The 25,963-nt window shown below is 56.4% G+C and carries 20 protein-coding genes; 14 read left to right on the plus strand and 6 right to left on the minus strand.

Features of this window, described 5'->3' with window-relative positions:
* Positions 1–93: 93 nt before the first annotated feature.
* The 4 genes from Fuma_RS35250 to aroA form a co-directional block, all read right to left on the minus strand.
* Positions 94–258, minus strand: a complete 165-nt coding sequence (locus tag Fuma_RS35250) for a hypothetical protein (protein ID WP_158520951.1) — start codon at positions 256–258, stop codon at positions 94–96.
* Between the two features lie 49 nt (positions 259–307).
* The gene (locus tag Fuma_RS11870; RefSeq protein ID WP_077024332.1) at positions 308–1,336 is read right to left on the minus strand and encodes a DUF1559 domain-containing protein; all 1,029 of its coding nucleotides are present in this window, start codon (positions 1,334–1,336) and stop codon (positions 308–310) included.
* Positions 1,337–1,887: 551 nt separating this feature from the next.
* Complete coding sequence (locus Fuma_RS11875) at positions 1,888–3,324, minus strand: transcription antitermination factor NusB (RefSeq protein WP_077024333.1); 1,437 nt, start codon at positions 3,322–3,324, stop codon at positions 1,888–1,890.
* Positions 3,321–4,664, minus strand: coding sequence for a 3-phosphoshikimate 1-carboxyvinyltransferase (gene aroA / locus Fuma_RS11880; RefSeq protein WP_077028255.1), 1,344 nt, complete (start codon positions 4,662–4,664; stop codon positions 3,321–3,323). The genes Fuma_RS11875 and aroA overlap by 4 nt, the downstream gene beginning before the upstream one ends.
* Before the next feature lie 376 nt (positions 4,665–5,040).
* Here aroA and Fuma_RS11885 point away from each other — a divergent pair, with 376 nt between their 5' ends.
* The 3 genes from Fuma_RS11885 (at position 5,041) to Fuma_RS11900 (ending at position 8,298) form a co-directional block, all read left to right on the plus strand.
* Positions 5,041–6,039, plus strand: coding sequence for a TIGR03000 domain-containing protein (locus tag Fuma_RS11885; RefSeq protein WP_077024334.1), 999 nt, complete (start codon positions 5,041–5,043; stop codon positions 6,037–6,039).
* A 498-nt stretch (positions 6,040–6,537) separates the two neighbouring features.
* Complete coding sequence (locus Fuma_RS11895; protein ID WP_145944124.1) at positions 6,538–7,119, plus strand: hypothetical protein; 582 nt, start codon at positions 6,538–6,540, stop codon at positions 7,117–7,119.
* 21 nt (positions 7,120–7,140) lie between these two features.
* The gene (locus tag Fuma_RS11900; RefSeq protein ID WP_145944125.1) at positions 7,141–8,298 is read left to right on the plus strand and encodes a tetratricopeptide repeat protein; all 1,158 of its coding nucleotides are present in this window, start codon (positions 7,141–7,143) and stop codon (positions 8,296–8,298) included.
* Positions 8,299–8,309: 11 nt separating this feature from the next.
* Here Fuma_RS11900 and Fuma_RS11905 read toward each other — a convergent pair whose 3' ends face one another.
* Entirely contained in the window at positions 8,310–8,732 is a 423-nt protein-coding gene (locus Fuma_RS11905; protein ID WP_077024338.1) for an acyl-CoA thioesterase, read from the minus strand.
* Between the two features lie 277 nt (positions 8,733–9,009).
* Between Fuma_RS11905 and Fuma_RS11910 the strand changes: the two genes are divergently transcribed.
* The 11 genes from Fuma_RS11910 to lepA all read left to right on the plus strand — a co-directional run bounded on the left by Fuma_RS11910 (position 9,010) and on the right by lepA (position 25,498).
* A complete protein-coding gene (locus tag Fuma_RS11910) occupies positions 9,010–9,834 on the plus strand; it encodes a Zn-ribbon-containing protein (RefSeq protein WP_077024339.1) in 825 nt (274 codons plus the stop codon).
* A gap of 253 nt (positions 9,835–10,087) precedes the next feature.
* Positions 10,088–11,110, plus strand: a complete 1,023-nt coding sequence (locus Fuma_RS11920; RefSeq protein ID WP_077024340.1) for a Gfo/Idh/MocA family protein — start codon at positions 10,088–10,090, stop codon at positions 11,108–11,110.
* Positions 11,107–12,231, plus strand: coding sequence for an aminopeptidase (locus tag Fuma_RS11925; protein WP_077024341.1), 1,125 nt, complete (start codon positions 11,107–11,109; stop codon positions 12,229–12,231). The genes Fuma_RS11920 and Fuma_RS11925 overlap by 4 nt, the downstream gene beginning before the upstream one ends.
* Before the next feature lie 489 nt (positions 12,232–12,720).
* A complete protein-coding gene (gltB, locus tag Fuma_RS11935; RefSeq protein ID WP_083731982.1) occupies positions 12,721–17,295 on the plus strand; it encodes a glutamate synthase large subunit in 4,575 nt (1,524 codons plus the stop codon).
* A 200-nt stretch (positions 17,296–17,495) separates the two neighbouring features.
* Positions 17,496–18,995: a glutamate synthase subunit beta gene (locus Fuma_RS11940; protein ID WP_077024343.1), complete on the plus strand. Its 1,500-nt coding sequence runs from the start codon at positions 17,496–17,498 to the stop codon at positions 18,993–18,995.
* Between the two features lie 98 nt (positions 18,996–19,093).
* Positions 19,094–19,645, plus strand: coding sequence for a hypothetical protein (locus Fuma_RS11945; RefSeq protein WP_077024344.1), 552 nt, complete (start codon positions 19,094–19,096; stop codon positions 19,643–19,645).
* 227 nt (positions 19,646–19,872) lie between these two features.
* Positions 19,873–20,697, plus strand: coding sequence for a hypothetical protein (locus tag Fuma_RS11950; RefSeq protein ID WP_145944126.1), 825 nt, complete (start codon positions 19,873–19,875; stop codon positions 20,695–20,697).
* 133 nt (positions 20,698–20,830) lie between these two features.
* Positions 20,831–21,748, plus strand: coding sequence for a dihydroorotate dehydrogenase (locus tag Fuma_RS11955; RefSeq protein ID WP_077024346.1), 918 nt, complete (start codon positions 20,831–20,833; stop codon positions 21,746–21,748).
* A gap of 20 nt (positions 21,749–21,768) precedes the next feature.
* On the plus strand, positions 21,769–22,746 hold the full coding sequence (gene trpS / locus Fuma_RS11960) for a tryptophan--tRNA ligase (RefSeq protein ID WP_077024347.1): 978 nt from the start codon (positions 21,769–21,771) through the stop codon (positions 22,744–22,746).
* A 160-nt stretch (positions 22,747–22,906) separates the two neighbouring features.
* A complete protein-coding gene (locus Fuma_RS11965) occupies positions 22,907–23,527 on the plus strand; it encodes a 4Fe-4S dicluster domain-containing protein (RefSeq protein ID WP_083731983.1) in 621 nt (206 codons plus the stop codon).
* Positions 23,528–23,695: 168 nt separating this feature from the next.
* The gene (gene lepA / locus Fuma_RS11970) at positions 23,696–25,498 is read left to right on the plus strand and encodes a translation elongation factor 4 (protein WP_077024349.1); all 1,803 of its coding nucleotides are present in this window, start codon (positions 23,696–23,698) and stop codon (positions 25,496–25,498) included.
* A gap of 121 nt (positions 25,499–25,619) precedes the next feature.
* Here the strand turns inward: lepA and Fuma_RS11975 are convergent, their stop codons facing one another.
* Entirely contained in the window at positions 25,620–25,937 is a 318-nt protein-coding gene (locus Fuma_RS11975) for a hypothetical protein (RefSeq protein ID WP_145944128.1), read from the minus strand.
* Positions 25,938–25,963: the final 26 nt, after the last annotated feature.

Genomic DNA, 25,963 nt, shown 5'->3' on the forward strand with positions numbered 1-25,963 from the left:
TTCCGGCGACCAGGCAAGATGCGCGGCGGCAAAAAAAGACCTCCCCAAAAACATCAGGGAGGTCTTCACTTCGAATTCTGGTCGGCCTTGCGGTCATTCCACAGTCAGAGTCCCTGACTGTTCGCCACCACCTTCGTCTGCAGTGGACAGCGCGCTACGGTCGGGAAGTGGTGAAGGATTTTCAGGGCGTTCCACTTCGCCCGCCCCGCCGCACCCGAGGCAACCCACCACCATGAGACTCATCAACAGTAATTTCACACCAGTGACCTTTCGAAAGAGAAGCAGGAATGCAGATACAAAGGGGAAATTAGTATTCGCCGATGACCTCGCCATCCCCCATCGCAGCCAGGTTCCTGTATGTCGTACCGTCAATGTTAGTCGAAATATTTCTGACTGCACCATCGCCCATCGCAAACTGCACGGTTCCTGTGTGGTAGCTGTTAAACTGCCACGGGTTGCCAACCTTTTTCAGGCCCCACGCCGTCACCATGGCTGGCGCGTTGATCCAGTGGAAGTCGACATCTGTTCCGGCAGTGTCAGTTCCAATCGGCGGTGTTTCGTCACCCGTCAATTCACCAAACAGAAGCGTGTTGCTGGTGCCGTCGGTGATGTCACGGAATTTGTACTTCGTACGCTGGCCGAAAACGCCCTTCAGCCGAGCCCAGCTCGCATGCTGTGTAATAGGCCCAAAGTGACCGGCCACTCCGGTGTAGTTGGTCTTGCCCAATCCGTAGTCTGTGCTCCAGTAGGAATAAGTAATCGAACCGCCACTAGCAGTTTGCCAGTAGTGGACGGCGGCCAACGTCCGAGAACTTCGGCCTCCTGCATCAGAAGGACAACTGAAGGCTGGAATCTTCGCCTGAGCAGCCGCCCATGTTGGACCGTCTCCGAAGAACGAACCTTCCACGATATAGTCATCGGCGGTCGTGGACGTGTCGGGGCGGAAGTCGACGCCTTTCCACACTTCCATTTCGTTGTACAGGTTGGCTTGTTCAATCTGCGGCAGCAACTGAGGCAAAGTTCCGTAAAACTGGTGATCGTAGAAGGTCAGATTCTTGGGACCGGAACCGCCGAATGCCACGTCGATTGGTGGCGCGATACCGCCAGCCGGGAAGCGGTTGTACACGTCATGAAAGTTGTGAGCTGCCAACGCAAGCTGCTTCAAATTGTTCTTACACTGCGTCCGGCGGGCCGCTTCGCGAGCCTGTTGCACGGCAGGCAACAACAGCGAAATGAGGATCGCAATAATCGCAATCACAACCAAAAGCTCGATTAGGGTGAACCCGCCACGTGGGGCAGGAGCGGAACGACCGCTCTGCAGTCTCGATCTGTACATCAACCATTTCTCCTTCTGAAAAACTCAGACGCGAATAAAAAAACAAACGTCGGGTCAGATCGTAAGCGGCCAATTTGAGATGCGTAACCCCTTAGACATGCTTAATCTTACATTTTCTTAATATTACTTTTTAAATAACCGCCACAAACGGGTGTAGGAAATGCGCGGGAATCGGAGGACCGAGCCGGTGAGGCTCGCAGCCGTGACACCAACCGAAAAGGAAGAATGCTCGCTCGATATCGGCGCATACGCTCGACGGCGAAGTCGCGCAAAACGTTATGAGGAAACGTTTTAGAATGATCTACAGGATCAGCGGCCACTTTCGAAGCCATGGGGGTGCCCGCACCCGGCTCGACCAATTTGGGTGTGGCAAAAATCAAATAGACATGACGACATGCGGCGGAACGCTGGGTTGCCAGCCGCATTGCGGAGCGCTTCACTGCAATCGGCGAGGTCAGCTCGACATCTCGCCTGCAATCGCGCGGCGCGCAATCATGTGGCCGGAAAACGCGTTGCGACAAGGAAAACGCCCGCGTCTACAATTAAACAACTCAGGCGCGCTGGAGCACCGCCTGGAAGGCTCCGTCAGCCGGTTGACCGGGTAGCTGCAGCTGCTGGCTTTGGACGGTCAGTTCCGGGACAAGACTGGCGACGTTCGCGACCAACTCCGTCGTTTCTTCCGGTTCGATGCTGCACGTGGAATAGACAATTCGACCACCGGGGCGCACGTGGTCCATCGCCGTCAGCAGCAACCTGGTTTGAAGCTGCACCAGTTCCGCCAGTTCGTCTTCTCGGAATCGCCACCGCGCTTCCGGTCGACGCGACAACACGCCCGTGTTGGAACACGGCACGTCTACCAGCACTGCGTCGTACGGGCCGCTGGGAATGTCTTCCCCGTCGCGGCTGATGAGAACCGTTTCGATGCTGCCAAACTGCAGGCGGTTCACGCTTTCCTGAACCCGTCGCAACCGGTGTTCTGATACATCGCACGCGGTGATTTCGGCCGTGTCGCGGCTGAGTTCCGCCAGATGAGTCGACTTGCCTCCCGGAGCTGCGCACAGGTCCAGAATTTTTTCACCAGGTTGAGGAGCCAATAGTTCTGCAGCCAGCATGGCGGATTCATCCTGCACAGACCACCAACCTTCCGCGTAGCCGGGCAGTTCGGTAATGCGAGCGGCATGGGGCAAACGAAGCGACCACGGATTGTGGCCGGGCAACACTTCAACGCCGTGTTCCGTCAATGCAGTCTGCACATGATTGACAGTCGCCGCCACTCGATTGATTCGCAAACACGTTTCGGGAATCTGCAGACTGGCGAAACACGTCGTCAGCAAATCAGACCGTGACAACCGCCCACTCCACCGCCGCGCTAAAGAACGTGGCAACGAGAACACTCGACCAACATATTCCGGAAGGTCGACGGCAGGGTCGGGAAAGATGGCCTGTTCGAGTCGACGATATGTGCCGCCGCTAGTCGGCAACGTGTTTGACGCGGGTTCATCAGTTGTGGCTTCGCCAACAAGTCGAGCCACGTTGCGAAGCACTCCGTTGGCAAATCCGCACCAGCGGCTGCAGCCGATCTGCTTGGCCAGTTCGACTGTGGTATCGACGGCCGCATGTTCCGGGGTTCGCGAGAACACGACCTGAAACACGCCAAGCTGCAGCAGCCGCCACAGGTCCGGTTCGACGTTGGAACGCGGGCGTGAAATCTGTGATTCCAGCAACGTGTCGATCGTGCGACGACGGCGGACGACTCCGGATGCCACGTCCACAGCGAGACCTCGGTCCTGCCCGGAAAGTGCGTGCAACGAATCTGAGTCCGTCAGGATTTCAGACAAAAAACGACCAGTATCGTCGTACCGCTGCAGTGCGAACCAGGCCAGCATTCGTCCGCTGTGAAGGTGGTCTTCCAGCGGCAGCGTTTCCGATGTGTCTGCCGGTTTTGAAGGCCGCCGCGGTTGCCGTCGTTTTTTCCATGCGTTGTTCATGAGACACTCCGCTGGCTGGCAGCCGCCTGGTCTGAGCTATCGCCGGACAGAGTTCCATCGCACAACTGTTGAAGGTCGTCGAAATAGTTTGGATACGTTTTGCTGGTGCAGCCGGGGTCGAGAATGCAAATACCTTTCGCTCTTAATCCGAGCAACGAAAAACTCATTGCCATGCGGTGATCATCGTAAGTATGAATTTCGGCAGGCTGCGGAACACCGGGGAAGATCTTCAAGCCATCGTCAAATTCTTCCGCCTGAATTCCGGCTCGCCGCAGTTCGGTCACGACCGCTGCGATGCGATCCGTTTCTTTGTGTCGCATGTGTCCAACGTTGCGAATCGTTGTTGGCGAATCTGCGAAGCACGCCACCGTGGCCAGTGTTTGAGCCGTATCGCTGATGGCATTCATGTCGATGTCGACGCCGCATAGCGGTTTGCCGGTGACCGTGACGCTGCTGGCATTCCATGTCACTTCGCAGCCCATGCGTTCTAAAGCGGTGGCAAATTCCACGTCGCCCTGTAACGCGTTTTTCGAAAGCCCGTCAACCGTGACGCGTCCACCAGTAACGGCTGCAGCTCCCAGAAAATAGCTCGCGGCCGAAGCATCAGGTTCGATGTCGTACTGTTGAGCCACATATTTCTGCGGCGGTATTTGAAACGACGAGAGGTCATCCGGATGCGAGACGGTGACTCCGAACGCCTTCATCATTTGAATGGTCATGGTGACGTAAGGTTTAGAAACCAATTCGCCTTCCACGTTCAGCGTGACGGGGGCGTCGGCGGCCGGTGCCATCATCAGCAAACTGCTAAGGAACTGGCTGGACAGATTTCCTGCGATGTCGACGGCGCCGCCAAGTCGGTTGTCAGATGCGGAATCGACAATCACCGGCGGGCATTGAGTCGATTGGTCGCGGCACTGTACGTTTGCTCCCAAAGCGTTTAGCGCTGAAACCAAGTCACCGATCGGCCGTTCGCGCATGCGTTCGACGCCGTCCAATTCGTACGGACCGCGTCCCAACGCGCACAGCGACGTGAGAAACCGAATGCTGGTGCCGCTGTTTTCCAACCACAACTCAGCCTTTTCGGCGGGAATCGTTCCGCCACAGCCTTCAACCCTGCACGTGCCGGCCGCGGAATCGTGCTGTACAGCGATGCCGAGGCGATGGAGACTTTCCAGCATGACTTCCGTATCTTTGCTGAACAAAACACCAGTCAATGATGACGTTCCGTTCGCCATTGCCGCGATAATCAACGCGCGATTGGTGATGCTTTTTGAGCCTGGCGGCCGGATCGTCCCGGACACGGGACCGTTCGTCGGCGTAATAAGTCGTGATTCAATCATGCAGGTTCGAAGTGTGTTTAAAGATGAGTGCCATTGCGAAAAGCTGGCTTCGTGAGTCGCCGAACGCGCGTGCAACATAGCCGCGATTCCAGTCCGACTCCACCAGCGATGGCCAACGTTCCCAAGGTCCGCAGAATTGGCACGGTTCGCGCGGCCTCGCAGTAATTCGAACATTCAGCGACCGCTGCGCATCATGAAAATTGCGGCCGGATGGGAATCGTTAAAAAGTACACAGAACATCCATTTTGCTCATTGTGTTCAATTTGCACATTCCCGTATCGTCGTTAAGCTAGGCAGGATATGAAATCGGGGCCTCGACTGTACACAGGCCAGGTAATAAGTAGTCCGCGTTTTGGAAGACGAAGGGGGAATTGAAATGACACGGCTTAAGTTGTCTGTGGCAATGACTGCGATCGCGTTGATGGGCATGAGCTCAAACGTAGAAGCAGGCGGTTTATTCGGTGGCGGCTCATACGGTTCAGCTGGAGGATCACTGGGTTCCTACGGCGGCGGATCGTACGGCAGTGTTGGTGGTTCTTACGGCAGCACAGGCGATTCACACGGTTCGCATGGTTCTTCCGGCGTTTCACGTCGAGAAGCCCGTCGTGCAGCCAAACAAGCGGCATCGCACGGTTCTGATGGTGGATCTTACGGTTCTACCGGAGCTTCATACGGTTCAACGGGAGCTTCTTACGGATCGGGATCTTATGGTTCTGCTGGCTCTGGATCGTACGGTTCTGCTGGTTCAGCGTCCTATGGTTCAACAGGCTCAGCCGGATCCACAGGTTCACGAGTCAAGAAGGTTCGCGTTAAGCGAGTGAAAGTTCGTCGACCTTCGTCGTCACACGGTTCCAGTGGCGGAGCGTCTTCCGGGTCTTACGGATCATCTTCGTACGGCGGCAGCAGCAGCTATGGTAGCGGATCATCTGGCGGCAGCAGCTCTTACGGTGGTGGATCATACGGCGGCGGTTCCTATGGAGCCGGTTCATATGGCGTGTCTGGCAGCTATGGCGGACACTTCCAGGCAGCCACGACGCCTCAGGTTCCTTACCGAGTGGCCGCGGCTCAGCAGCCACGCGTTGCCGTGACAGCAGCACGACCGGTTCAGCAGTTCGCTTATGTTGTTGTGCAGCTGCCTGAAGATGCAACTTTGTATCTCGGCGGTAACCGAACAAACGTCACTGGCGGAGTTCGAAAGTTCAAAATTCCCGTGACACACGCCGGTCAGAGCGTTGCGTACACCGTTCGTGCAGAATTGACTCGCAACGGTCAGGTCTATGTCGCAAAAAGCACAGAACAGCTGGTGGCTGGCAAGACTGTCAGCGTGAAGGTCAACGACGTCGCCGCAGCGGATGTCTCTGTCGCAACTCGTTAATTTGATCGGTTTCAGCTTTGAACGGGCGATTTAGCCAGCAGTTCACAGCTTAAACGCAGCCCAACGAGCCTTCCTGAAATTTCATTTTCGGGAAGGTTTTTTTTTTTGGGGCTCTCCTTAGAACCTCTAACAAAGCCTGTGTGGCCGCGTTGTGACGACAGTGGTCGAGATGCAAGGAAAAGTGACGAGGCGACAAATGTCGTCGAGGAGCGCTGACGCCGCAGATCGGCTGCTGTCGTGGCAACCCTCCGGGCCGTTTGTGGTTCCGCCTCAGGCGGCGTCGTTCGTCGTCGACGACATTTGTCGCCTCCTCCTCACTTCTTGCCTGAAACGAAGCCACAAACGTCGCGGCTCACACAGGTTTTGCTAGGGGTTCTTTAGACCAGACCGCCCGATTTGCCACCGTCGTGCCGAATTTCATGAGGAATAGCCAGCTGCTGCCACGGAAATTGAACCAACAGCGATTCCTGGTTGCGTTCGGCGATTAAGCGATGAAGAATGTCGGCTATGATTGCAGGTTTGAAAAAGGCGGGGTTCGTCGCCCTCAATCTTTGGCTGGTCTTCCACGTGTTCGCGGTGTTCATCGCGCCCGCCGGGATGCCGCCCGCCTCGCCGTTATTGGTGAATGCGTCGCGGATTGCTTTGCCGTACAACCAGGCGTTGTTTCTGAACCACGGGTACCACTATTTCGCGCCGGATCCGGGATCCAGCACGCTGGTGTCGTACCAGATCCCGCAAGCGGGAGATGTGCCGATCAAAGGGCGTTTTCCCGAACCGACGATCTTCCCAAGGTTGCTGTACCATCGCTACTTCATGCTGGCAGAAAATATCCGAGCGTTCCCACCGGAAACTCAGGCTGAGGTCTTTCGTAGCTACGCTCAGCACTTTGCTCAGCAGCACGATGCGTCGCAAATTTCGCTGTCATTCGTGAATCACGCGCCGTCATCGATTGCTCGCATCCAGGCGGGCGGACTCTTGTCTGACCCCGAAATGTACTTTGAAGAACCCATCGGGGACTTCGACTTTTCCGTTTCCGCGGACGACGAAAATTCTGTCTCGCTGCAAGATGCTTCCTTCTAGGACCGTTCAAGGAATTTCACAGTGTTTCGCTCTAACCTTGTTGCGATGCGACTGTTGCCAGTCGTTGCTGTTCTGTTTGTGGGCTGTTCTTCCGGCAAAGACAATCCGGAAGTCACGCTTGAGAAAGCCAACATTCAGTTCACTCGCGGCAACTACGACGACGCGATTCCCATCTACACCAAGGCGGCCGAAAAGCTGCCGGACCGGCCGGAACTGTATTTCAGCCGCGGCCTGTGCTACGAACGTCTGCAGCTTGATCAGAAGGCGTTTGAGGACTATGCCAGGTGCCTTGAGATTGATCCTCAGCACATTGATGCTCGCAATAACAGCGGCGTCGTGTTGGCGAATATGGACCGTTACACAGAAGCGGCCGAGCAGTTTACGATTCTGATCGAACAAATGCCGGACAACGTGCTGGCTTTGCGTAACCGCGGCCTTTGCTATCACGACTTGAAGAAGTTCGACAAAGCGCTGGCAGACTACGACCGCGGCATTGAGATCGCTCCTGACGACGCCGAAACCTGGTTCCAACGCGGCAACGTTCTGCTGGAACAATTAAAGCTGGCGGAAGCGGAAGCGGACTTTACCAAAGCCATCGAACTGCACCCCGAACATTCCAAGGCGTGGATGAATCGCGGCGTCACGCGTTATCAGCTGGGCCACATGGAAGTCGCGATGGAAGACCTTCTGCACGCCCGCGAATTGGATGAAAACATCGTGATTCCGGGCATTAACTGGGTGCAGACTGCTCCAGCGGCGGCTGAAGTCGTGGTCGCTAAGCCGTTGCTGTCGCCTGAAGCGATGTCAGACCGCTGGGACGGCTGCGTCAACTTCGTGTTGCAGCATCTGGCGGAACAAGGTTACTCAGACATCAAAATCACGGACGACCTTCCCGAACACAAATGCGGATTGCTGACCGCGGCTAAGGACGGAAAGTCCTATGAAGTTGTGCTCGCATTCTCGTTCACAGCCGATGCGGATTCGGTGGAGATCCCGGGCCTGGCCACCGTGCCTCAGCCCGATTCGCTGCCCCGCGTTTTGGTGGTTGTTGCGGATTCGAAGACAGACGATTCGGAAACGACCGGCTTTCAAGTGGTCACATTCACAGAAGACTGGAAACCCGCCGCCGACAAGACGGTGCCCGTGCTAAGTCGTTTGAAGTTGACGCCTGAAAAGTAGGTGCGGCGGCTTCAATCGCCTGTGTACTCGCTTAACTGGTTAAGGTATTCATCCGGAATCGGGATCGACGTCAGGCCTTGTTCGGTGACCGTGCAGGAGACGGTCTTCATGGTGCCTTTTGCCACGGGGCGGCCGTCGATTGAGAAGTGGACGTCGTAGGTCAGGGACTTAACGCCGATCCGCTGCAGCATGAGCTTCACTGTGAGCACGTCCCCGTATCTGGCTGGCGATTCGAAGCGGCAGCCGGCAGAAACTCGCGGCCAGCCAATAGTGGCCCCGCCCTCTTGCGGGTTGACGATCGTCAGGCCCAGAGATCGGAAGAATTCGTGCTCTGCCTGCTCCATCCACTTATAAAAGTTGGAAAAGTGGACGATTCCGGCCATGTCGGTTTCGCAGAATTCAACGCGCCGTGTCGTTTCGAAGAATGATGCCATCGTAGTGGGGTGTCTCTGGTTGCCTACAAATTGTGATGGCGGCTGATTTTCCTCAACCGCTGCAGCATGATAGAGTCCGTCGCTTTAAGAACCCATCCGAAAACCTGGGAGAGCCACGACGTTTGTGGTTTCGCCTCAGGCAGGCAGTGAGGATGAGGCGACAAATGTCGTCGACTCGTCATTCTTCCTTGTATCTCGACCACTGGCGTCACAACGTGGTCGCCCCGGGTTTTCGGATAGGTTCGGATTGCCACTACGCACCGCTACGGTCACACGGATGTTGCTCGCACGAGTCAGTTTTATTCATCAATTCGAACACGAAGAATTCGAACTCGCCGACGCCGCCGTTCGTTATTTGGGGGCTCTGCTACGCAACGGGCAGATCTGCGGCGAATACGTCACCGGTTGGTCGGAAGGGATTTTTCAGGCCTACGTCCGGCTGTCTCATCGCACCGCAATCGAAGAACGATATCTGTCAGAAGATGGCCGATCCTGCCTGACGATGGTGCAACATCAATTCGGCTGCGATCCGGTTTGGGAAATTCTGGACGACAACAAGTCGGTTCGCGTTCCCACACTGAAGTCTGCGTCGTCGTTGTACCTTTTTACTCATGGCCTGGACGCCGACAGCCCCGTCAACCACGGCGATCGTGGTTCCGGAATTCCACTGCATCTGTTGCCGATCGACGATCAACTGCGATCTGAACTGTTTGGCTGGGCGGAAACGTATTCCGATCTGGATCGTGTCTGGTTTCGTACGGCCGCTTTGGAATTGCCCACGTATCAGCAACTGGCCGACCTGAACAGTGAACTGTCGACGCATGGCCGTGACCTGTGTCGGCAGCTGGAAGTAGCAACCGGCAAACCGACGTTCTATTATCTGATCCGCCATTGGGGCGATCTGGCGGTCGAAAACAACAGACTTTGTCCTGGCTGCGGAAAGACGTGGCTGCAGCCGGACAGCCCGATGCCGTCGAATATCCCGTTTCACAAATTTCACTTTCGCTGCCACGATTGCCGCCTGGTGTCTCATCGAGCCGTCTGTTTCGAAGCGGACGGCCATCCGGAAATCGGTGCGTGGCAACCACCAGAAAACACATAGTGGCCCGGCTTTCTGAGTCGAGCACAACACAACACAGTCTGGCACAACACGACACAACACGACACAACACGACACAACACAACACAACACAGCACGACACGACACGACACAGCACAGCACAGTCTGGCACTCCTCGTTTGGGACTGGGTTCAGTCCGACTCGGAGAGTCGGGCCACAATAGTCTGACTCCGAGAGCTGCGGGGGCCAGGGCGCGCACCTGGCCTCTGACGTATTCAAGAAACACCTCACTCACATGCCCGACCTTCGATTTGCCATTTTGGGCACTGCCAAAATCGCTCGCACCGTTGCGCCGAAGATTCAGTCGGCGGATGGTGCAAGTCTGGTCGGCGTCGCCAGCCGCAGTGCTGAGAAAGCGGCCGCGTTCGCGGATGAATTCCAAATTCCCAAAGTCTTCGACAGCTACCAGGCAGCTCTTGACGATCCCGATGTTGACGCGGTCTATATCCCCCTGCCTCCATCCCTGCACCTGGAATGGACCGAAAAAGCGGCGGCCGCTGGCAAGCATGTGCTGTGCGAAAAGCCGCTGGCCCGTAACGTGGCCGAAGTGGATCAGATGATCGCAGCGTGCCGGCGGCACAACGTCGTGCTACTGGATGGCGTGATGTGGTACCACACTCCGCGAGCCACCGCGGTGCGAGAGGTCGTTGCCAGCGGGCAGTTTGGTGAGCTGCGTCAATTGACGTCGGTGTTCACGTTTCGCTGGGACACGATGCCCATGGACAACCTGCGACTGCACCGCGACATGGGCGGCGGCGCGTTGCTGGATCTCGGCTGGTACTGTGTCGGAGTGACTCTGCTACTGTTTGACGAACTGCCGCAAAAGGTGTTCGCGAAGGCCAATTGGTGCAACGATGTCGACACACGGATGAACGCTTTTCTGTGGTTCGCCGACGATAAAGTGGCGACCATCGAATGCGGCTTCGACACCGTTCGCCGCCGCTGGTTCGAAATCGCCGGTGCGACGGGAGCGTTGGTCTGCGACGACTTCACGCGTCCGTGGAAGCCGGAAAAGCCACGCTTCTGGACTCACGACAGCGACGGCAAATCGACCGAACATGTAATCCATCACAAGCCTCAGGAAGAGTGCATGATCGAAGCGTTCTGCGAGCTAGTCCGCACGAACGCCGTCGAACATCCGTGGCTGACGCTGTCGCGAAACACACAACACGTGTGCGATGCCCTGGACCAATCCGCTCGCACCGGTACCGTCACTGAAATCGAATATCCACTAACGACACAGAAAGCCAAACCATGAAAGATCCTCGCATCAGTCGCCTTGCCGAAACGCTGATTGACCACAGTTGCAAAGTCAAAGCGGGCGAGAAAGTGATCATCGAAGCCTTCGACCTGCCCGACCCGGCGCTGGTCTGCGACCTTGTCGATGCCGTGTACGCCAAAAATGCCACGCCTCTGGTGATCTGGAAGGATAATCAAATCCTTCGCAGCCTTTATCGCGGTGCCAGCGAAACGAGCATGCAGTGGGCGGGCGAAGTCGAAGCTAATGCGATGCAGGCCGCCGATGCGTACATCGGGATTCGAGGATCCGCGAACTCAGACGAATTCGCAGACGTGCCCGCCGAGAAAATGGAGCTGTACACTCAGCATTGGTGGAGTCCCGTTCATTCCGAACGCCGAGTCAAACAGACTCGCTGGGTCGTCCTGCGCTATCCCACGCCGTCGATGGCTCAGGCGGCTGGCAAAAGCACGCCACAATTCGAAGACTTCTACTTCGACGTCTGCACGGCCGACTACGCAAAAATGGCCGAAGACCTGAAGCCACTGGTTGCGCGGATGGAAGCGGCCGATCAGGTGCACATTACCGCCCCGGGTACGGATCTGAGATTTTCCATCAAAGACATTCCCGTGATTCCGTGTGCCGGGGAATGCAACATTCCGGACGGCGAATGCTTTACGGCTCCGGTCCGTGAAAGTGTGAACGGAACGATTAAGTTCAATACGAAATCGCGGTACCAGGGAGTCGTCTTCGATGGCATCGAATTCGAATTGAAGGACGGTCGTATTGAAAAAGCAACCTGCGCCAACGAACCGGATCGGCTGAATCGAGTCCTCGACACGGATGAAGGAGCTCGGTACATCGGCGAATGGTCGTTCGGCACCAACAACCGCATTCTGCACCCGATGCTGGATACGCTGTTCGACGAGAAGATTGGCGGTTCGTTCCACTTCACGCCGGGCAACGCCTACGACGAGGCCGACAATAGCAACCGCAGCAAAGTGCATTGGGACCTGGTACTGATCCAGCGTGCTGACTACGGCGGTGGAGAAATCCACTTTGACGGGGAACTCATCCGCAAAGACGGTTTTTTCGTCCCAGACGACCTCGCCCCACTAAACGCCGGATTACCGACTGAATAGCCAGACCTGCGCGATTCACGCCACCCACAGTCTCGTCTGCCGTTTCTTGGGTGAGAACGCTTGTCATTCACGACGATCCATGAGAAAATGTGGCACCTCGACATTTTTCCGTGGCAGTCGAACCCGTCATTTCCACAGGATGTCGCTGAAAAACGTGTCGTATCGGCTGCGGAATTGGCGTGGCCCGTCGGAAGTAAGAATGAACCCCAAAGATCACACTCCTGTCTCGTCTAATGCTGCACCGCCAAGCCGCCGAACGGCGGCGGCGTTGGTTGCGTGTGATCGTGGTTCGATACCTGTCTCAACTCGCTTCAAAAACGACTCCAAACCGGCGTCGAAACACGAAGCCATCTAACGCCACCTTCGTTTCTGGCAACGCAAGAGTGGCATACGACTTCGGGCTTTCTCCCGACTCAGCAGTCGTCGCGCTCCCGCTGCCGGTTCCACAATGTGGCAAGAACACCTGTCAACGTATCAGAAAAGCGAATTATGGAAGACATTCGAGGCAACCAGTATCCTCTGGCCATGCGTCCGTCCTACGGAGCTCCGGAAGCTCACGGGCTGTACGACCCGGCCAACGAAACGGAAAACTGCGGCGTCGGCTTTGTCGCTCACATCAAAGGTGAACGCTCACACTCGATCCTGGTCGACGCAGAACGCATTCTGAAACACATGGACCACCGTGGTGGTTGCGGCTGCGAAGAAAACACGGGCGACGGAGCCGGAATGTTGACCGCTCTGCCAACCGAGTTCCTCAAGCGAGTTGCCAAAGAAGACATCGGCGTCGACCTGCCTGAAGACGGCAAGTACGGGGCCGGAGTTGTGTTTTTGCCGCAGGATGAACAGCAACGAGCAACCTGCAAGAAGACCGTTGAAGAACTGATCGCCCAGCAGGGCCAGACACTCCTCGGCTGGCGTGAACTGCCTGTCGATTTCGATGGAGCGGACATCGGCGTCACGGCTCGCGAATTCGCGCCGCACTTCGAAATGCTGTTTGTCAGTGCCGCCGACGGGCTGGATCAGGAACAGCTCGAACGACAGCTGTTCGTCATTCGCAAGCTGGCCAGCCACAAGCTGCGCAACAGCGACATGTCGCAGGCGCTGTCATTCTACGTGTGCAGTTTGTCGACCAAACTGATCATCTACAAAGGCATGCTGACGTCATTTCAGGTGCTGCCGTTCTTTCTTGACCTGCAGGCCGAAGACTACACCAGCCATCTCGCGATGGTGCATAGCCGCTTCGCCACAAACACGTTTCCAAGCTGGGACCGAGCTCAACCATTGCGCTTCATGTCGCACAATGGCGAAATCAATACTGTAAAGGGCAACAGCAACTGGATGTTCGCTCGGCAGGGAGTGATGGACAGCGAAATGTGGGGCGACGACCTGCAGAAGCTGTTCCCCATCGTGGAACCTCACACGTCGGATTCCGGCCGCTTCGACAACGCGTTGGAAATGCTCTACCACAGCGGCCGAACGTTGCAGGAAGTCGTCATGATGATGATTCCCGAAGCATGGCAAAATCATTCCACGATGCCCGAAGATAAGCGAGCCTTCTACGAGTACTACAGCGCTCTGCAGGAACCATGGGACGGTCCGGCGTCGGTATCGTTTACAGACGGCCACTACATCGGAGCCACTTTGGACCGGAACGGTCTGAGACCTTCGCGCTACTACGTGACGAAGGACGACCGAGTTGTCATGGCCAGCGAAGTGGGCGTGCTGGACGTTGATCCGGAAAACGTCGCGTACAAAGGGCGACTGCAGCCAGGCCACATGTTTTTGGTCGACTTCGAAGCGGGCCGCATCATCCCCGATGCCGAACTAAAATCGATGGTGGCATCGCGGCGACCGTATCGCGAATGGCTGGACAAGCAGCGAATCCTGCTGTCCGAACTGCCCGACGGTGACAAGCCCGAATACCTGAAAGAGCAGGAGCTTCTGAACCGCATGCAGGCGTTCGGTTACACCACCGAAACAATGCAGTTCATGCTGATCCCGCTGCTGGAAGCGAAAAAAGATCCGATCGGCTCGATGGGCAACGACGCCGCTTTGGCGTGCCTGTCCGACCAGGCTCGCATGCCGTACGACTACTTCCGACAACTGTTCGCTCAGGTGACGAACCCCGCGATCGATTCGATCCGGGAAGAAGTCATCATGTCGCTGGAATGCTACATCGGCCCTGAAGGCAATCTGCTGGAGACCACCGACAAGCAGTGTCATCGGCTGGCCGTGCCACACCCGATTCTCAGCAACCAGCAGATGACCAACATCAAGTCGATGGATCATCGCGGCTGGAAGTCACAGGTCATCGACATCACCTATCCGAAATCGGAAGGCGTCGGCGGTCTGCGTCCTGCTCTGGAACGCATCTGCGCAGAAGCTCGCAAAGCTATCAAAGACGGCTTTAGCCTTGTCATTCTGTCCGACCGCAACGTCGGTCCGGACCGAGTTCCTGTGAGCTCACTGCTGGCCACCGGAGCCGTGCATCATCACTTGGTCCGTCACGAAGAACGAACTCAGATCGGCATCGTGGTCGAATCGGGCGAAGCGCGCGAAGTGCATCACTTCTGCCTGTTGATCGGTTACGGAGCTGACGCGGTCAATCCGTACATCGCCATGTATGCGTTGCGACAGGCTCGCGAAGAAGGCCAGATTTCTGAGGAATATACCAACACGAAAATCGTGCAGGTGTATCGAATGGGCGTCGCCAAAGGCATGCTGAAGGTGATGGCCAAGATGGGCATCAGCACCCTGCAAAGTTACAAGGGAGCTCAGATTTTCGAAGCTGTTGGTCTGGCGGACGACGTGGTCGACCTGTGTTTTGCTGGAACCGCCAGCCGCATCAAGGGCGTGGGTTTCGACCTGCTGGCCAAAGAAGCGTTGATGCGGCACCATCTTGGCTACCCGGAAAACCCGGACAGCATCAGCCACGAACTCCCCAACACCGGCCTCTACCACTGGCGCCGCACGGGAGAAAAGCACGCGTGGAATCCTCACACGATCGGCCGCATTCAACAGGCGGCGCGTTCGGGCGACAAAAATGCGTACAAGGATTTCAGCAACCTCGTTAACAGCGAAACCACGCGAGCCTGCCATTTGCGAGGCCTGCTGAAGTTCAAGCCGCAAACTTCGATTCCACTCAGCGAAGTCGAACCGGTGGAAGAAATCGTCAAGCGATTCTGCACGGGTGCGATGAGCTTCGGATCGATCAGCGCTGAATCTCATGAAGCGTTGGCCATTGCTATGAACCGCCTGGGCGGCAAGTCGAATACAGGTGAAGGCGGCGAGAAGTACGAACGCTTCGAAGCCGACGAAAACGGCGATCTGCGACGTTCTGCCATCAAGCAGGTTGCCAGCGGGCGTTTCGGCGTGACGTCGTGGTACCTGACAAACAGTGACGAAATCCAAATCAAGATTTCGCAGGGAGCAAAACCCGGTGAAGGTGGGGAACTGCCTGGCCACAAGGTTGACGACGTGATTGCCAGCACACGACTCTCCACGCGCGGAGTTGGCTTGATCAGTCCGCCGCCGCATCACGACATCTATTCGATCGAAGACCTGGCGCAGCTGATCTATGACCTCAAGAACGCCAACCGAACCGCTCGCATCAGCGTGAAACTGGTATCGGAAGTCGGTGTCGGCACAGTGGCTACCGGTGTTGCAAAGGGGCATGCCGATAACATTCTGATTTCCGGCAGCGAAGGCGGTACAGGTGCGTCTCCGCTAACCAGCATCAAACACGCTGGTCTGCCGTGGGAATTGGGAATTGCAGAAACTCACCAAACGCTCGTCATGAACGACCTGCGTAGCCGAGTTCGCCTGCAGACGGACGGCCAGTTGAAGACCGGTCGCGACGTCGTCATCGCCACGATGCTGGGAGCAGAAGAATACGGGTTCGCGACAGCACCACTGATCACTCTGGGCTGCATCATGATGCGAAAGTGTCACTTGAATACGTGTCCGGTTGGTATCGCTACTCAGGATCCGGAACTACGCAAGAAGTTCAACGGCAAGCCGGAACACGTCGTCAACTACCTGTTCATGGTGGCTGAAGAAACGCGTGAGATCATGGCGGAGCTTGGCTTCCGCACGATCAACGAAATGGTTGGCCGGTGCGACGTATTGGAACTGGACAAAGACGTCGCTCACTGGAAGGCGAAGAACATCGACCTCACGCCGATCCTTACCCCGGCGAAGAAGCCTCATGCCAATGTGCAGACCTACTGCACAATCGACCAGAACCACGGACTGGAAACAGTTCGTGACATGGAATTGCTGCATAAGTGTCGAGCGGCCATCAAGAGCAAGCAGAAAATTCATGTCGATACGCACATCGAAAACATCGACCGCGCGTTCGGCACAATCTTAAGCAATGAGGTCAGCAAGAAGCACGGTCCGGGCGGGCTGCCGGAGGACACCATTCACATTAAAGCGAATGGTTCGGCCGGGCAAAGCGTGGGTGCGTGGAGCGTTCACGGTGTCACTATTGAAGTCGAAGGCGACGCCAACGACTTCGCAGGCAAGGGCTTGTCCGGCGGTCGTTTGATCATCTACCCACCAAAAAGCAGCACGTTTTCTCCTCGCGAAAACGTCCTGATCGGGAACGTGGCGATGTACGGAGCGACCAGCGGTGAGGCCTACTTCCGAGGCGTCGCGGCAGAACGCTTCTGCGTCCGCAACAGTGGAGCAACCGCCGTGGTTGAAGGCGTGGGCGACCACGGTTGCGAATACATGACCGGCGGCCGCGCTGTGATTCTGGGTGTTACCGGCCGCAACTTTGCAGCGGGAATGTCCGGCGGGGTTGCTTACGTGTTCGATCCGGAAGGCAAGTTCCTGGTCAATTGCAATCTGGAAACGGTGGCGCTGGAGAAGGTGGAAGACGCCGCAGACAGCGCGGAACTACGCCAGCTTATCGAAAACCACCAGCAGTACACGGGCTCCGAAACGGCTCGCGAAATCCTGAGCGAGTGGGATACCGCCGTGAAACAGTTCGTTAAGGTAATGCCCGTGGACTACAAGCGGGCGTTGCAGGAAATGGCGGCAGAAGCAGCCGCGACATAACACGTTCGCCATCGGGGCCCCGTATTTTACATGCTTCTGCACTCTTCCATCCGGTGTTCGCAGCACCGGATGGAGATCCTGAAGCGATCCAACACCTTCTTCACACACTTTGAAAAGTCGGCAGCTACAAAGCCCTTTTCGCACTGATGTGAACCTGGTGGCGGAACATTTGATAGACGAGAATCGGAAAGAATTGAAACATGGGAAAGCCCACCGGCTTTAAAGAAATCGCTCGCCAGGTACCGCGGGATCGTGATCCGCTTCTGCGCATTCTGGACTGGAACGAGTTTCACGAACACATGCCCGAAGAAGAACTGCGATCGCAGGGGGCTCGATGCATGGACTGCGGAGTGCCGTTTTGTCACACCGGTGACCTGATGGCCAACATGGCGGCTGGCTGCCCCATCAACAACCTGATTCCTGAATGGAACGATCTGGTTTATCGAGGCCGCTGGAAAGACGCACTGCATCGCCTGCACAAGACAAACAACTTTCCGGAATTCACCGGTCGCGTCTGCCCGGCTCCCTGCGAAGGGTCGTGCTGTCTTGCCGTCAACGAACCGGCCGTAACGATCAAGAATATCGAATGTGCGATCGTTGACCACGGCTTCGAACATTGCTGGATTGTCCCGGAACCACCGGAAGAACGCACCGGCAAGAAAATTGCCGTCGTCGGTAGTGGGCCCGCCGGACTGGCCGCTGCCGCTCAGCTAAACAAAGTGGGACACCTCGTCACCGTTTACGAACGAGACGACCGCATCGGCGGACTGCTGATGTACGGCATTCCCAACATGAAGCTGCAGAAAACGGAAGTCGTGGATCGGCGAATCAAACTGCTGCAGGAAGAAGGCATCACGTTCGTCACCAACACAGAAATCGGCAAGGACATTCCTGCCGACAAGCTGAAGGCCGATTTCGACGCCGTCGTGCTGGCAACCGGGTCAACTCGACCACGCGACCTGCCATTGCCGGGCCGAGATCTAAACGGCATTCACTTTGCGATGGACTTCCTGCGGCCCAACACCAAAAGCCTGCTGGATTCCGGTCTGAAGGATGGCAACTTCATCAACGCCAAAGACAAGCACGTCATTGTGATCGGTGGGGGAGACACCGGTAACGACTGTTTGGGCACGTCGATGAGGCACGGCTGCAAGTCGCTGGTGAACTTCGAAATTGTCGAACAGCCGCCGCACGAACGAGCATCCAACAACCCGTGGCCGCAGTGGCCTCGAATTTTCCGTGTCGACTACGGGCACGAAGAAGGAGCCGCGAAGTTCGGCAAAGACCCTCGTGAGTTCTGCGTGTCGACTGTCGAATTCATCGACGATGGCAACGGCAACATCAAGTCACTGAAAGCCTGCCAAGTTGACTGGCGCCAGGTCACGGAAGGTGGCCCACCGTTTACACCAATTCAAGGCACAGAAAAAGAATATCCGGCCGACCTGGTCTTTCTGGCACTCGGCTTTCTGGGTCCGGAAAACGGCCCGGCCGAACAGCTGGGTGTGGACGTCCGCGCGGGGCACGGCGGTATGTCGTGGTTCAAAGCAGAACACGAAAAGTACACGACCAACGTCGACAACGTCTTCGTGGCGGGTGACTGTCGTCGTGGCCAAAGCCTGATCGTCTGGGCCATCAATGAAGGCCGCGGATGTGCTCGGGAAGTCGATCGCCACCTGATGGGCACGACCGACCTTCCATAGCGAGGGCCAACCACGTCGAACGCAATTGGGGAGAACGTCTGTGGCTTTGGTCGCATTCAACCTTCGACAACATCTCAAGATTAAACGGAGTGACCTGAATGTCTGTTCGACTTCCTAAGTTGGTCTCGCTGCTGCTTTTACCAATGGCCCTCTGTATCGCTGGGTGCGCTGATACGGCAGACGACAACTCGGCCCCTGTGACCGATCTGCCGCCGGCCACGGTGGATGACCATGACGGCCATGATCACGGCACGCACGATCATCCGTCTGAAGGGCCTCATCACGGTGAACTTGTCGAACTTGGCGACGACCAGTATCACGGCGAAGTCGTTCACAATGAGGAAACGGGCGGCGTAACGGTTTACATCTTAGACGGTTCGGCCACAAAGCAGGTGGCGATCGATGCCGCCGATGTGCGCATCAACGTTAAGCACGGCGACAAGCCCGAACAGTTTAAGCTGGCGGCCAAACCGGACGACGGGGACGAGGATGGTAAGTCTTCTCGTTTCGCGTCGGCCAACAAAGAGCTCGGCACGCTTCTCGACGCAGACGGCGCCGCGCCGCAGCTGGTGGTTAAAATCGACGGCAAATCCTATCGCGGCAGCATCAGTCACAGCCACGATCACGAAGGCCATGACCACGCGCACTGATCACGGACAGTGACCGCCTGCGGAACTGATCGCCACCGCAGGCGAATCTTCGGCAGATTCTGCCCGTGTCAGCCTGGATGCGGCAGAAATCGCCTCGCAGCACCAAACGCTGTCGGTTGGTTTGGCGACTAAGCGGCGTGGGCACCGGACACATCTCCATTGGCCTGCGGCAGTCCGGTATCCTGTGGGAGTTGACTTCCCGTCGTCCTGTCACAGGAATGCCTGCTATGCTCCGCGCATTTGTTTTCGTGAGTTGTCTACTCATCGCCATTCCAGCCACAATGGCTCAGGGACTGAGTGTTTCAACGGTTGTGTATGACGCGTCACGACTGGATGCGGACGGCCGCGAACCGATTCTGTCGAACAGCCTTTCACTGTTCCACAACGGCCGCGCGTATGACTTCGTCGAATCAGCGGGTGAAGTGATCATCCTCGAAAAAGTCGCACGGCGGTTTGTGGTTTTGAATTCGGCGCGAGGAATCTACACCACGATTCCGTTCAGCCAAATCAAACAAATGTTGCAGACTCGCGAACCGAAAATGAAGCAGTACCTTCGCGAACTCACCGCTGGAAATTCGTCGCAGGCCGAACAGGCAGCGCGAACGCTGAAGTTTCAGTTGAACCCGTCATTCGATCCGCAGTTCAATTCGAAAACCGGCGTCCTGATGCTCGACTCACCATCGTGGAAATATTCTGTCACCACGCGTCCCTGGGAAGATGAAGGCCAGATTGAACAGTATCTCACATATACCGACTGGACCGCTCAGCTAAACTGCATCCTTCATCCGGGCAGCATGTTTCCAGAACCGCGCCTCGCGTTGAACGCAGAACTGCGAAAGCTGAAAGATCGCATCCCTGTTGTCGTCCAACTGGATCTGCGACCGGATGACCGCACCATTTTGCGAGCTGAGCATCGGTTTGTGCGGAACCTGACAGAAAAAGACTTACAGTCGATCAATGGCTGGAACAAATCCCTGACGGACGGCAGCCTGAAAATGGTCCCGCTGCTGAAGTATCAGGAAACCGTCCTGGTTTCGCAAAACCGCCGGTAGACGCACTCTTCGACGCAGACCGCAGGCGATGCCTCAACCGCGACACCACGGTCGGGGCCTTTGGTGTACCAGACGACAATCCGCTGCTATGCTTCGCGCCTTCGAAATCCGTAGGCCCACGTAAACACGCCGCATGTCTGTCCTCGCCGTAAAGCTAAATCGTCTCTCTCTGGCTAATCCGATCCTTGTCGCGTCCGGCACCTTTGGGTACGCGAAGGAAATGACGGCGTTTGTCGACTTCAAAAAACTGGGCGGCATCATTCCCAAAACGGTGACGCCTCAGCCCCGTGCCGGAAACCCGCCGCCTCGCACGGTTGAAACGGCCAGCGGAATGCTGAACTCCATCGGCCTGGACAACGACGGCTTCGACCAGTTTATGGCCGAAAAACTGCCCTACCTTGCGGACCTGGGTTCGTCCGTCATCGTGAACATCGCGGCAAAAACGAACGACGAATTTCGTCGCATGGCAGACGTCTTGAACGCGGCAGAAGGCGTGGCGGCCGTAGAACTGAACATTTCGTGCCCAAATGTGTCTGGCGGAGTCGACTTCGGTACGAATCCGGAACTTGCCGCATCGGTCGTGGAAACCGTTTGCAGCGCAGGTCCGTTGCCTGTGATCGCCAAGCTCACTCCAAACGTGACAAGCGTGATTCCAATCGCTCAGGCAGTGGCCGATGCCGGAGCTGACGCGGTATCGCTGATCAACACGTTTCAGGGGATGGCGATCGACTGGAAAAAACGAAAACCGATTCTCGGCAATGTGCTGGGCGGTTTGAGTGGTCCAGCGATCAAGCCGTTAGCACTGCGAATCGTGTGGCAGGTGGCTCAGGCGGTGAAGATTCCAATTATCGGTGTGGGTGGAATTCAGTGCCTGAACGATGTGATGGAATTTTTGGTCGCTGGTGCCACAGCAGTTCAGGTAGGCACGGCGAACTTTTATAACCCGGGCCTGTCCAGTGAACTGGTTAGTCAGTTGGCCGAGGTTGTTCAGCAGGAAGGCGTGAGCAACATTTCGGAACTTGTTGGGACCCTGCGTACGGACGCTTCTTAGACACAGAACCTATTCTCATCATGAAAATTTTGTCCGGCATTCAGCCGACCGGTCGCTTCCACTGGGGCAACTACTTCGGAGCCATTCGGCAATACATCGAACTGCAGGGCAATGAGCAGTCCTACTACTTCATTGCCGACCTGCACGCTCTGACCACGGTTCGCGAGCCCAATGTGCTGCGACAAAACGTGGCCGATTCGGCACTGGACCTGCTGGCCCTGGGATTAAAGCCGGACCAGGCCACTTTGTTCAGGCAGTCTGATGTGCCCGAAGTGACCGAACTGACGTGGTTGCTGATGACGATCACTCAGATGCACCTGTTGGAAAAGTGTCACGCTTACAAAGACAAAAAAGCCAAGGGCCTCGCTGCCGACGCGGGGCTGTTCACCTATCCGGTTTTGATGGCGGCCGACATCCTGATCTACGACAGTAACGTCGTGCCGGTTGGCCTGGACCAGGTGCAGCACATCGAAGTCACCCGCGATCTGGCTCAACGATTCAACTCCATGTACGGCGACGATTGTTTCGTGCTTCCGGACGCACACGTGCTGGACCATTCGGCAAAGGTGCCGGGCACGGACGGTGAGAAGATGTCGAAAAGCTACAACAACACGATCCCGCTGTTTGAGACGCCGAAGAAGCTAAAAAAGATCATCAACAAGATCACGACCGATTCGACGCCGGTCGAAGCGCCTAAGAACCCCGACACCTGTGCCGTTTTTAACCTTTACAAGCTGTTTGCGACTGATGAGCAGCTGGCCGCACTGGCGGACCGCTATCGAGCGGGCGGAATGGGCTACGGTGAAGCAAAGGGCGCTTTGTACGACGCTGCGATGGAATATTTCGGTCCCGCGTTTGATTTGCGAGCCGATCTGGAGCAACGGCCCGACGATGTCGAGGATATTCTCATTCAGGGAGCCAGAACGGCTCGCGCGAAAGCTCGCGAAGTGGTCGAACGGGTCCGGACTGCGTGTGGCCTGGCGGCAAAGCCCGCGTAATCCGGCTTCTCAGAGGCAGGAAACGTGGCCGTATTGAGCAAAAACGCGGCGTGCAGCGCCGGGAATCACTGGCTGCGTTCGGCCGTGCAAGGTACAGTTTCCCGGGGTTTTGCTGGTAAACTCAGTAAACAGCGACAGATTCAGAATAGCAGGAACTGCGATGACGATTTCCATGACCGACTACTTCCAGACGCGTAAAGCCGATCGGAAGAAGGAAACTCGCTACATCAACGTGATCAACAAAGACAGTTGCACGTCGTGTAATTCCTGCGCCACGGTCTGTCCCGTCGACTGCATCTACGAAGTTGTCAGCCCTGTTCCTTCGGAAAGCTACCATCAGATCGACACCAGCCGCTGCATCGGCTGCCAGATGTGCTATCGGTCGCCAAACGACAGCAGCGACTTCTACCAGCTGACGATTTGTCCGTGGAACGCTATCGACATGCTTCACAACCCGAATGTGAAGCCCGCAGACCAGTCTGTGTTGGAACCCTACTACCGAGGTTCAACGGCCGACATCCCGTGGACAAAGCTGGAAGAATACTCCTACCAGTTGTTCCTGGACGGCGAAGTCTTCATTCCCGCCGGCGAAGGCGCTCTGCACGCCGTGTTTGCGATTCTGCAGGAAGAATCATGGATGTACAGCGAAGAGGACAACATTCGCCTGGTCGGTGAAACCCCAGAGAAAACAGACACGTTCACACGCTATCGAGCGACCGAGGCGGCTCGCGATTTGCTGGACGTAATTTTCGACGGCTACGAACGCATCTTTATGGATTAGAGGGTTTCAGGCGGAATCAGATCAGCTGAACGGTGGTAGAATGCAACCGTCGGCGCCGTGTCTGCAAAGCCACCTCACACGAGTTCTCTTACCGTCTAAGCACTGAGGGAACGTACTCCGTGCGAACTTCTCAAACGCGTTCCTTCCCTCGCCCCTTCTGAGAGTCACATGGATCCCAAGTTAATTCGCAACTTCAGCATTATTGCTCATATCGACCACGGCAAGAGTACGCTGGCTGATCAGTTGCTGCTGCAAAGCGGCACCATCACGGAACGCGAGTTTCATTCGCAGATTCTGGACGATCTGGAAATCGAAAAAGAACGCGGCATTACCGTGAAGGCTCGGTCGGTCACCATCGACTACAAAAAAGACGGCCAGACGTACGAACTGAACCTGATTGATACGCCTGGTCACGTCGACTTCCACTACGAAGTTAACCGCAGCCTCGCCGCATGCGAAGGCGCTTTGCTGCTGATCGATGCTTTTCAGGGAGTCCAGGCTCAAACCGTGGCCAACGCTTATGCCGCGATTGAAGTGGACCTGGAGATCGTGCCCGTCGTCAATAAAATCGACCTGCAGGTGATTCGCGTCGAAGAGGTGCTGGAAGAAGTCGAGAACATTCTGGGCCTGGATGCTTCAGAAGCTCTGCGAGTCAGCGCGAAAACCGGACTTAACGTCGATACCGTCTTCGATGCCATCATCAGCAAAATTCCTCCTCCGTCCGGTTCCCCCGATAAGCCGTTAAAAGCGCTGGTCTTCGATTCGAAGTTCGACAAATACCGTGGCGTGGTCACCTACGTGCGAATGGTGGACGGAGTGATCCGCAAGGGCGATAACATTCGCTTTATGCGCGAAAACGTCAACAGCGAAGTGATTGAGATCGGTCAGTTTCGTCCCGGCCTTGTGCCCTGCAAGGAACTCGGCCCCGGCCAGGTGGGTTACGTCCTGACCGGCGTGAAAGAACTGAGCCGCATCACCGTCGGCGACACAGTCACGATGGCCAACAATCCGGCCGAAGCACCGTTGCCCGGCTACCAAAAGCCCAAGCAGATGGTCTTCTGCGGGATGTACCCGCTCGACGCAACAGGCTTCGAAAGCCTGCGGGACGAGTTACAGAAACTAAGTCTGAACGATTCGAGTTTCTCGTTTCAGCCAGAGACCAGCGACGCACTCGGCTTCGGCTTCCGTTGCGGGTTCCTCGGCATGCTGCACATGGAGATCGTCCAGCAGCGGCTTGAGCGTGAACAGGACATGGACCTGATTCAGACCGCCCCGAACGTCACCTACGAGATCCTGACCAAGTCTGGCAAGACGATGGTGATCGATAATCCGCAGGACGTTCCCGATCCCAGCCAGATCGATGAATTCCGCGAACCGATCGCGAAGGTCAGCTTCATTGTTCCCGCAGAAAACGTGGGCACAATCATGCAGCTTAGCCAGGACCGACGCGGCATCTATAAAAACACCGAATTCCTTGGGCCCACGCGAGCTCAGGTTGTCTACGAACTGCCGCTCAGTGAAATCGTCTACGACATGTACGACAAGCTGAAAAGCGTGACTCGCGGCTACGGCACGATGGATTATGAGATCATCGGTTACACGGCCGCCGATCTGGTGAAGATGGATATCCTCGTGAAGGGCGAACAAGTCGACGCCCTCTCAACCATCGTCCACCGCAGCACTGCCGACCGACGTGGCCGAGCACTCGTGAAACGCCTGAAGACAGAAATCAACAAGCATCAATTCGAGATCGCTATCCAGGCAGCCATCGGCGGAAAAATTATCGCTCGAGAAACCATTTCCGCATTCCGCAAAAACGTAACGGCCAAGTGCTACGGCGGCGACATCAGTCGAAAACGCAAGCTGCTGGAAAAGCAAAAAGAGGGCAAGAAGCGCATGAAGCAATTCGGCGCTGTCGAGATCCCTCAAAAAGCATTCCTCTCCGTCCTCGAAGCCAACCGCGACGACTAAGGCCGGTACGCACCGGCGGGCGATTGGCGTGGCGGACGGGTGACGGTGCGAAGGCTGAAGCGCCGGCGGTGCTCACGTTGTTCGCGGGTGTGGGGGCGGTCCAGGCCATTCAATCTGAGTCTTAAATATTGTAGATCTCTGATGACTGCCCGTCGGCCGACCGTATCTTAATCAGCCACTTGCCGCCCAGCCTGAAGATACTCCAGTGCCCAAAGAAGGTACCTTCGCCGTCACACGAGCCATAGTAGGCAACCTCATGGGCGTCTTTGTAGCGTTTGATAAGCGACGTCGTGGTTGCGTTGACGAAGCCATGGATTTGGAATGCGCCGACGACGTCTCTTCCCAGTCCCTGGACCAAGCCGTTGTCGTATCGCAACCGTAGATCACTCATCGTCTGACGACCGAAGCCCGGTTGCTCCCACCACCCTTCGCAGTTCATCCACGTCATTTCGGTTCAGCTCGTTG

The organism is Fuerstiella marisgermanici, assembly GCF_001983935.1.
Classification (GTDB): domain Bacteria; phylum Planctomycetota; class Planctomycetia; order Planctomycetales; family Planctomycetaceae; genus Fuerstiella; species Fuerstiella marisgermanici.

What these genes read in the sequence shown, in the direction of transcription:
- Fuma_RS11870 (WP_077024332.1), bottom strand. Translation starts at nt 1,336, where the DNA reads ATGTACAGATCGAGACTGCAGAGCGGTCGTTCCGCTCCTGCCCCACGT.
- Fuma_RS11875 (WP_077024333.1), bottom strand. Translation starts at nt 3,324, where the DNA reads ATGAACAACGCATGGAAAAAACGACGGCAACCGCGGCGGCCTTCAAAA.
- aroA (WP_077028255.1), bottom strand. Translation starts at nt 4,664, where the DNA reads ATGATTGAATCACGACTTATTACGCCGACGAACGGTCCCGTGTCCGGG.
- Fuma_RS11885 (WP_077024334.1), top strand. Translation starts at nt 5,041, where the DNA reads ATGACACGGCTTAAGTTGTCTGTGGCAATGACTGCGATCGCGTTGATG.
- Fuma_RS11895 (WP_145944124.1), top strand. Translation starts at nt 6,538, where the DNA reads ATGTCGGCTATGATTGCAGGTTTGAAAAAGGCGGGGTTCGTCGCCCTC.
- Fuma_RS11905 (WP_077024338.1), bottom strand. Translation starts at nt 8,732, where the DNA reads ATGGCATCATTCTTCGAAACGACACGGCGCGTTGAATTCTGCGAAACC.
- Fuma_RS11910 (WP_077024339.1), top strand. Translation starts at nt 9,010, where the DNA reads ATGTTGCTCGCACGAGTCAGTTTTATTCATCAATTCGAACACGAAGAA.
- Fuma_RS11920 (WP_077024340.1), top strand. Translation starts at nt 10,088, where the DNA reads ATGCCCGACCTTCGATTTGCCATTTTGGGCACTGCCAAAATCGCTCGC.
- Fuma_RS11925 (WP_077024341.1), top strand. Translation starts at nt 11,107, where the DNA reads ATGAAAGATCCTCGCATCAGTCGCCTTGCCGAAACGCTGATTGACCAC.
- gltB (WP_083731982.1), top strand. Translation starts at nt 12,721, where the DNA reads ATGGAAGACATTCGAGGCAACCAGTATCCTCTGGCCATGCGTCCGTCC.
- Fuma_RS11940 (WP_077024343.1), top strand. Translation starts at nt 17,496, where the DNA reads ATGGGAAAGCCCACCGGCTTTAAAGAAATCGCTCGCCAGGTACCGCGG.
- Fuma_RS11945 (WP_077024344.1), top strand. Translation starts at nt 19,094, where the DNA reads ATGTCTGTTCGACTTCCTAAGTTGGTCTCGCTGCTGCTTTTACCAATG.
- Fuma_RS11950 (WP_145944126.1), top strand. Translation starts at nt 19,873, where the DNA reads ATGCTCCGCGCATTTGTTTTCGTGAGTTGTCTACTCATCGCCATTCCA.
- Fuma_RS11955 (WP_077024346.1), top strand. Translation starts at nt 20,831, where the DNA reads ATGTCTGTCCTCGCCGTAAAGCTAAATCGTCTCTCTCTGGCTAATCCG.
- trpS (WP_077024347.1), top strand. Translation starts at nt 21,769, where the DNA reads ATGAAAATTTTGTCCGGCATTCAGCCGACCGGTCGCTTCCACTGGGGC.
- Fuma_RS11965 (WP_083731983.1), top strand. Translation starts at nt 22,907, where the DNA reads ATGACGATTTCCATGACCGACTACTTCCAGACGCGTAAAGCCGATCGG.
- lepA (WP_077024349.1), top strand. Translation starts at nt 23,696, where the DNA reads ATGGATCCCAAGTTAATTCGCAACTTCAGCATTATTGCTCATATCGAC.
- Fuma_RS11975 (WP_145944128.1), bottom strand. Translation starts at nt 25,937, where the DNA reads ATGAACTGCGAAGGGTGGTGGGAGCAACCGGGCTTCGGTCGTCAGACG.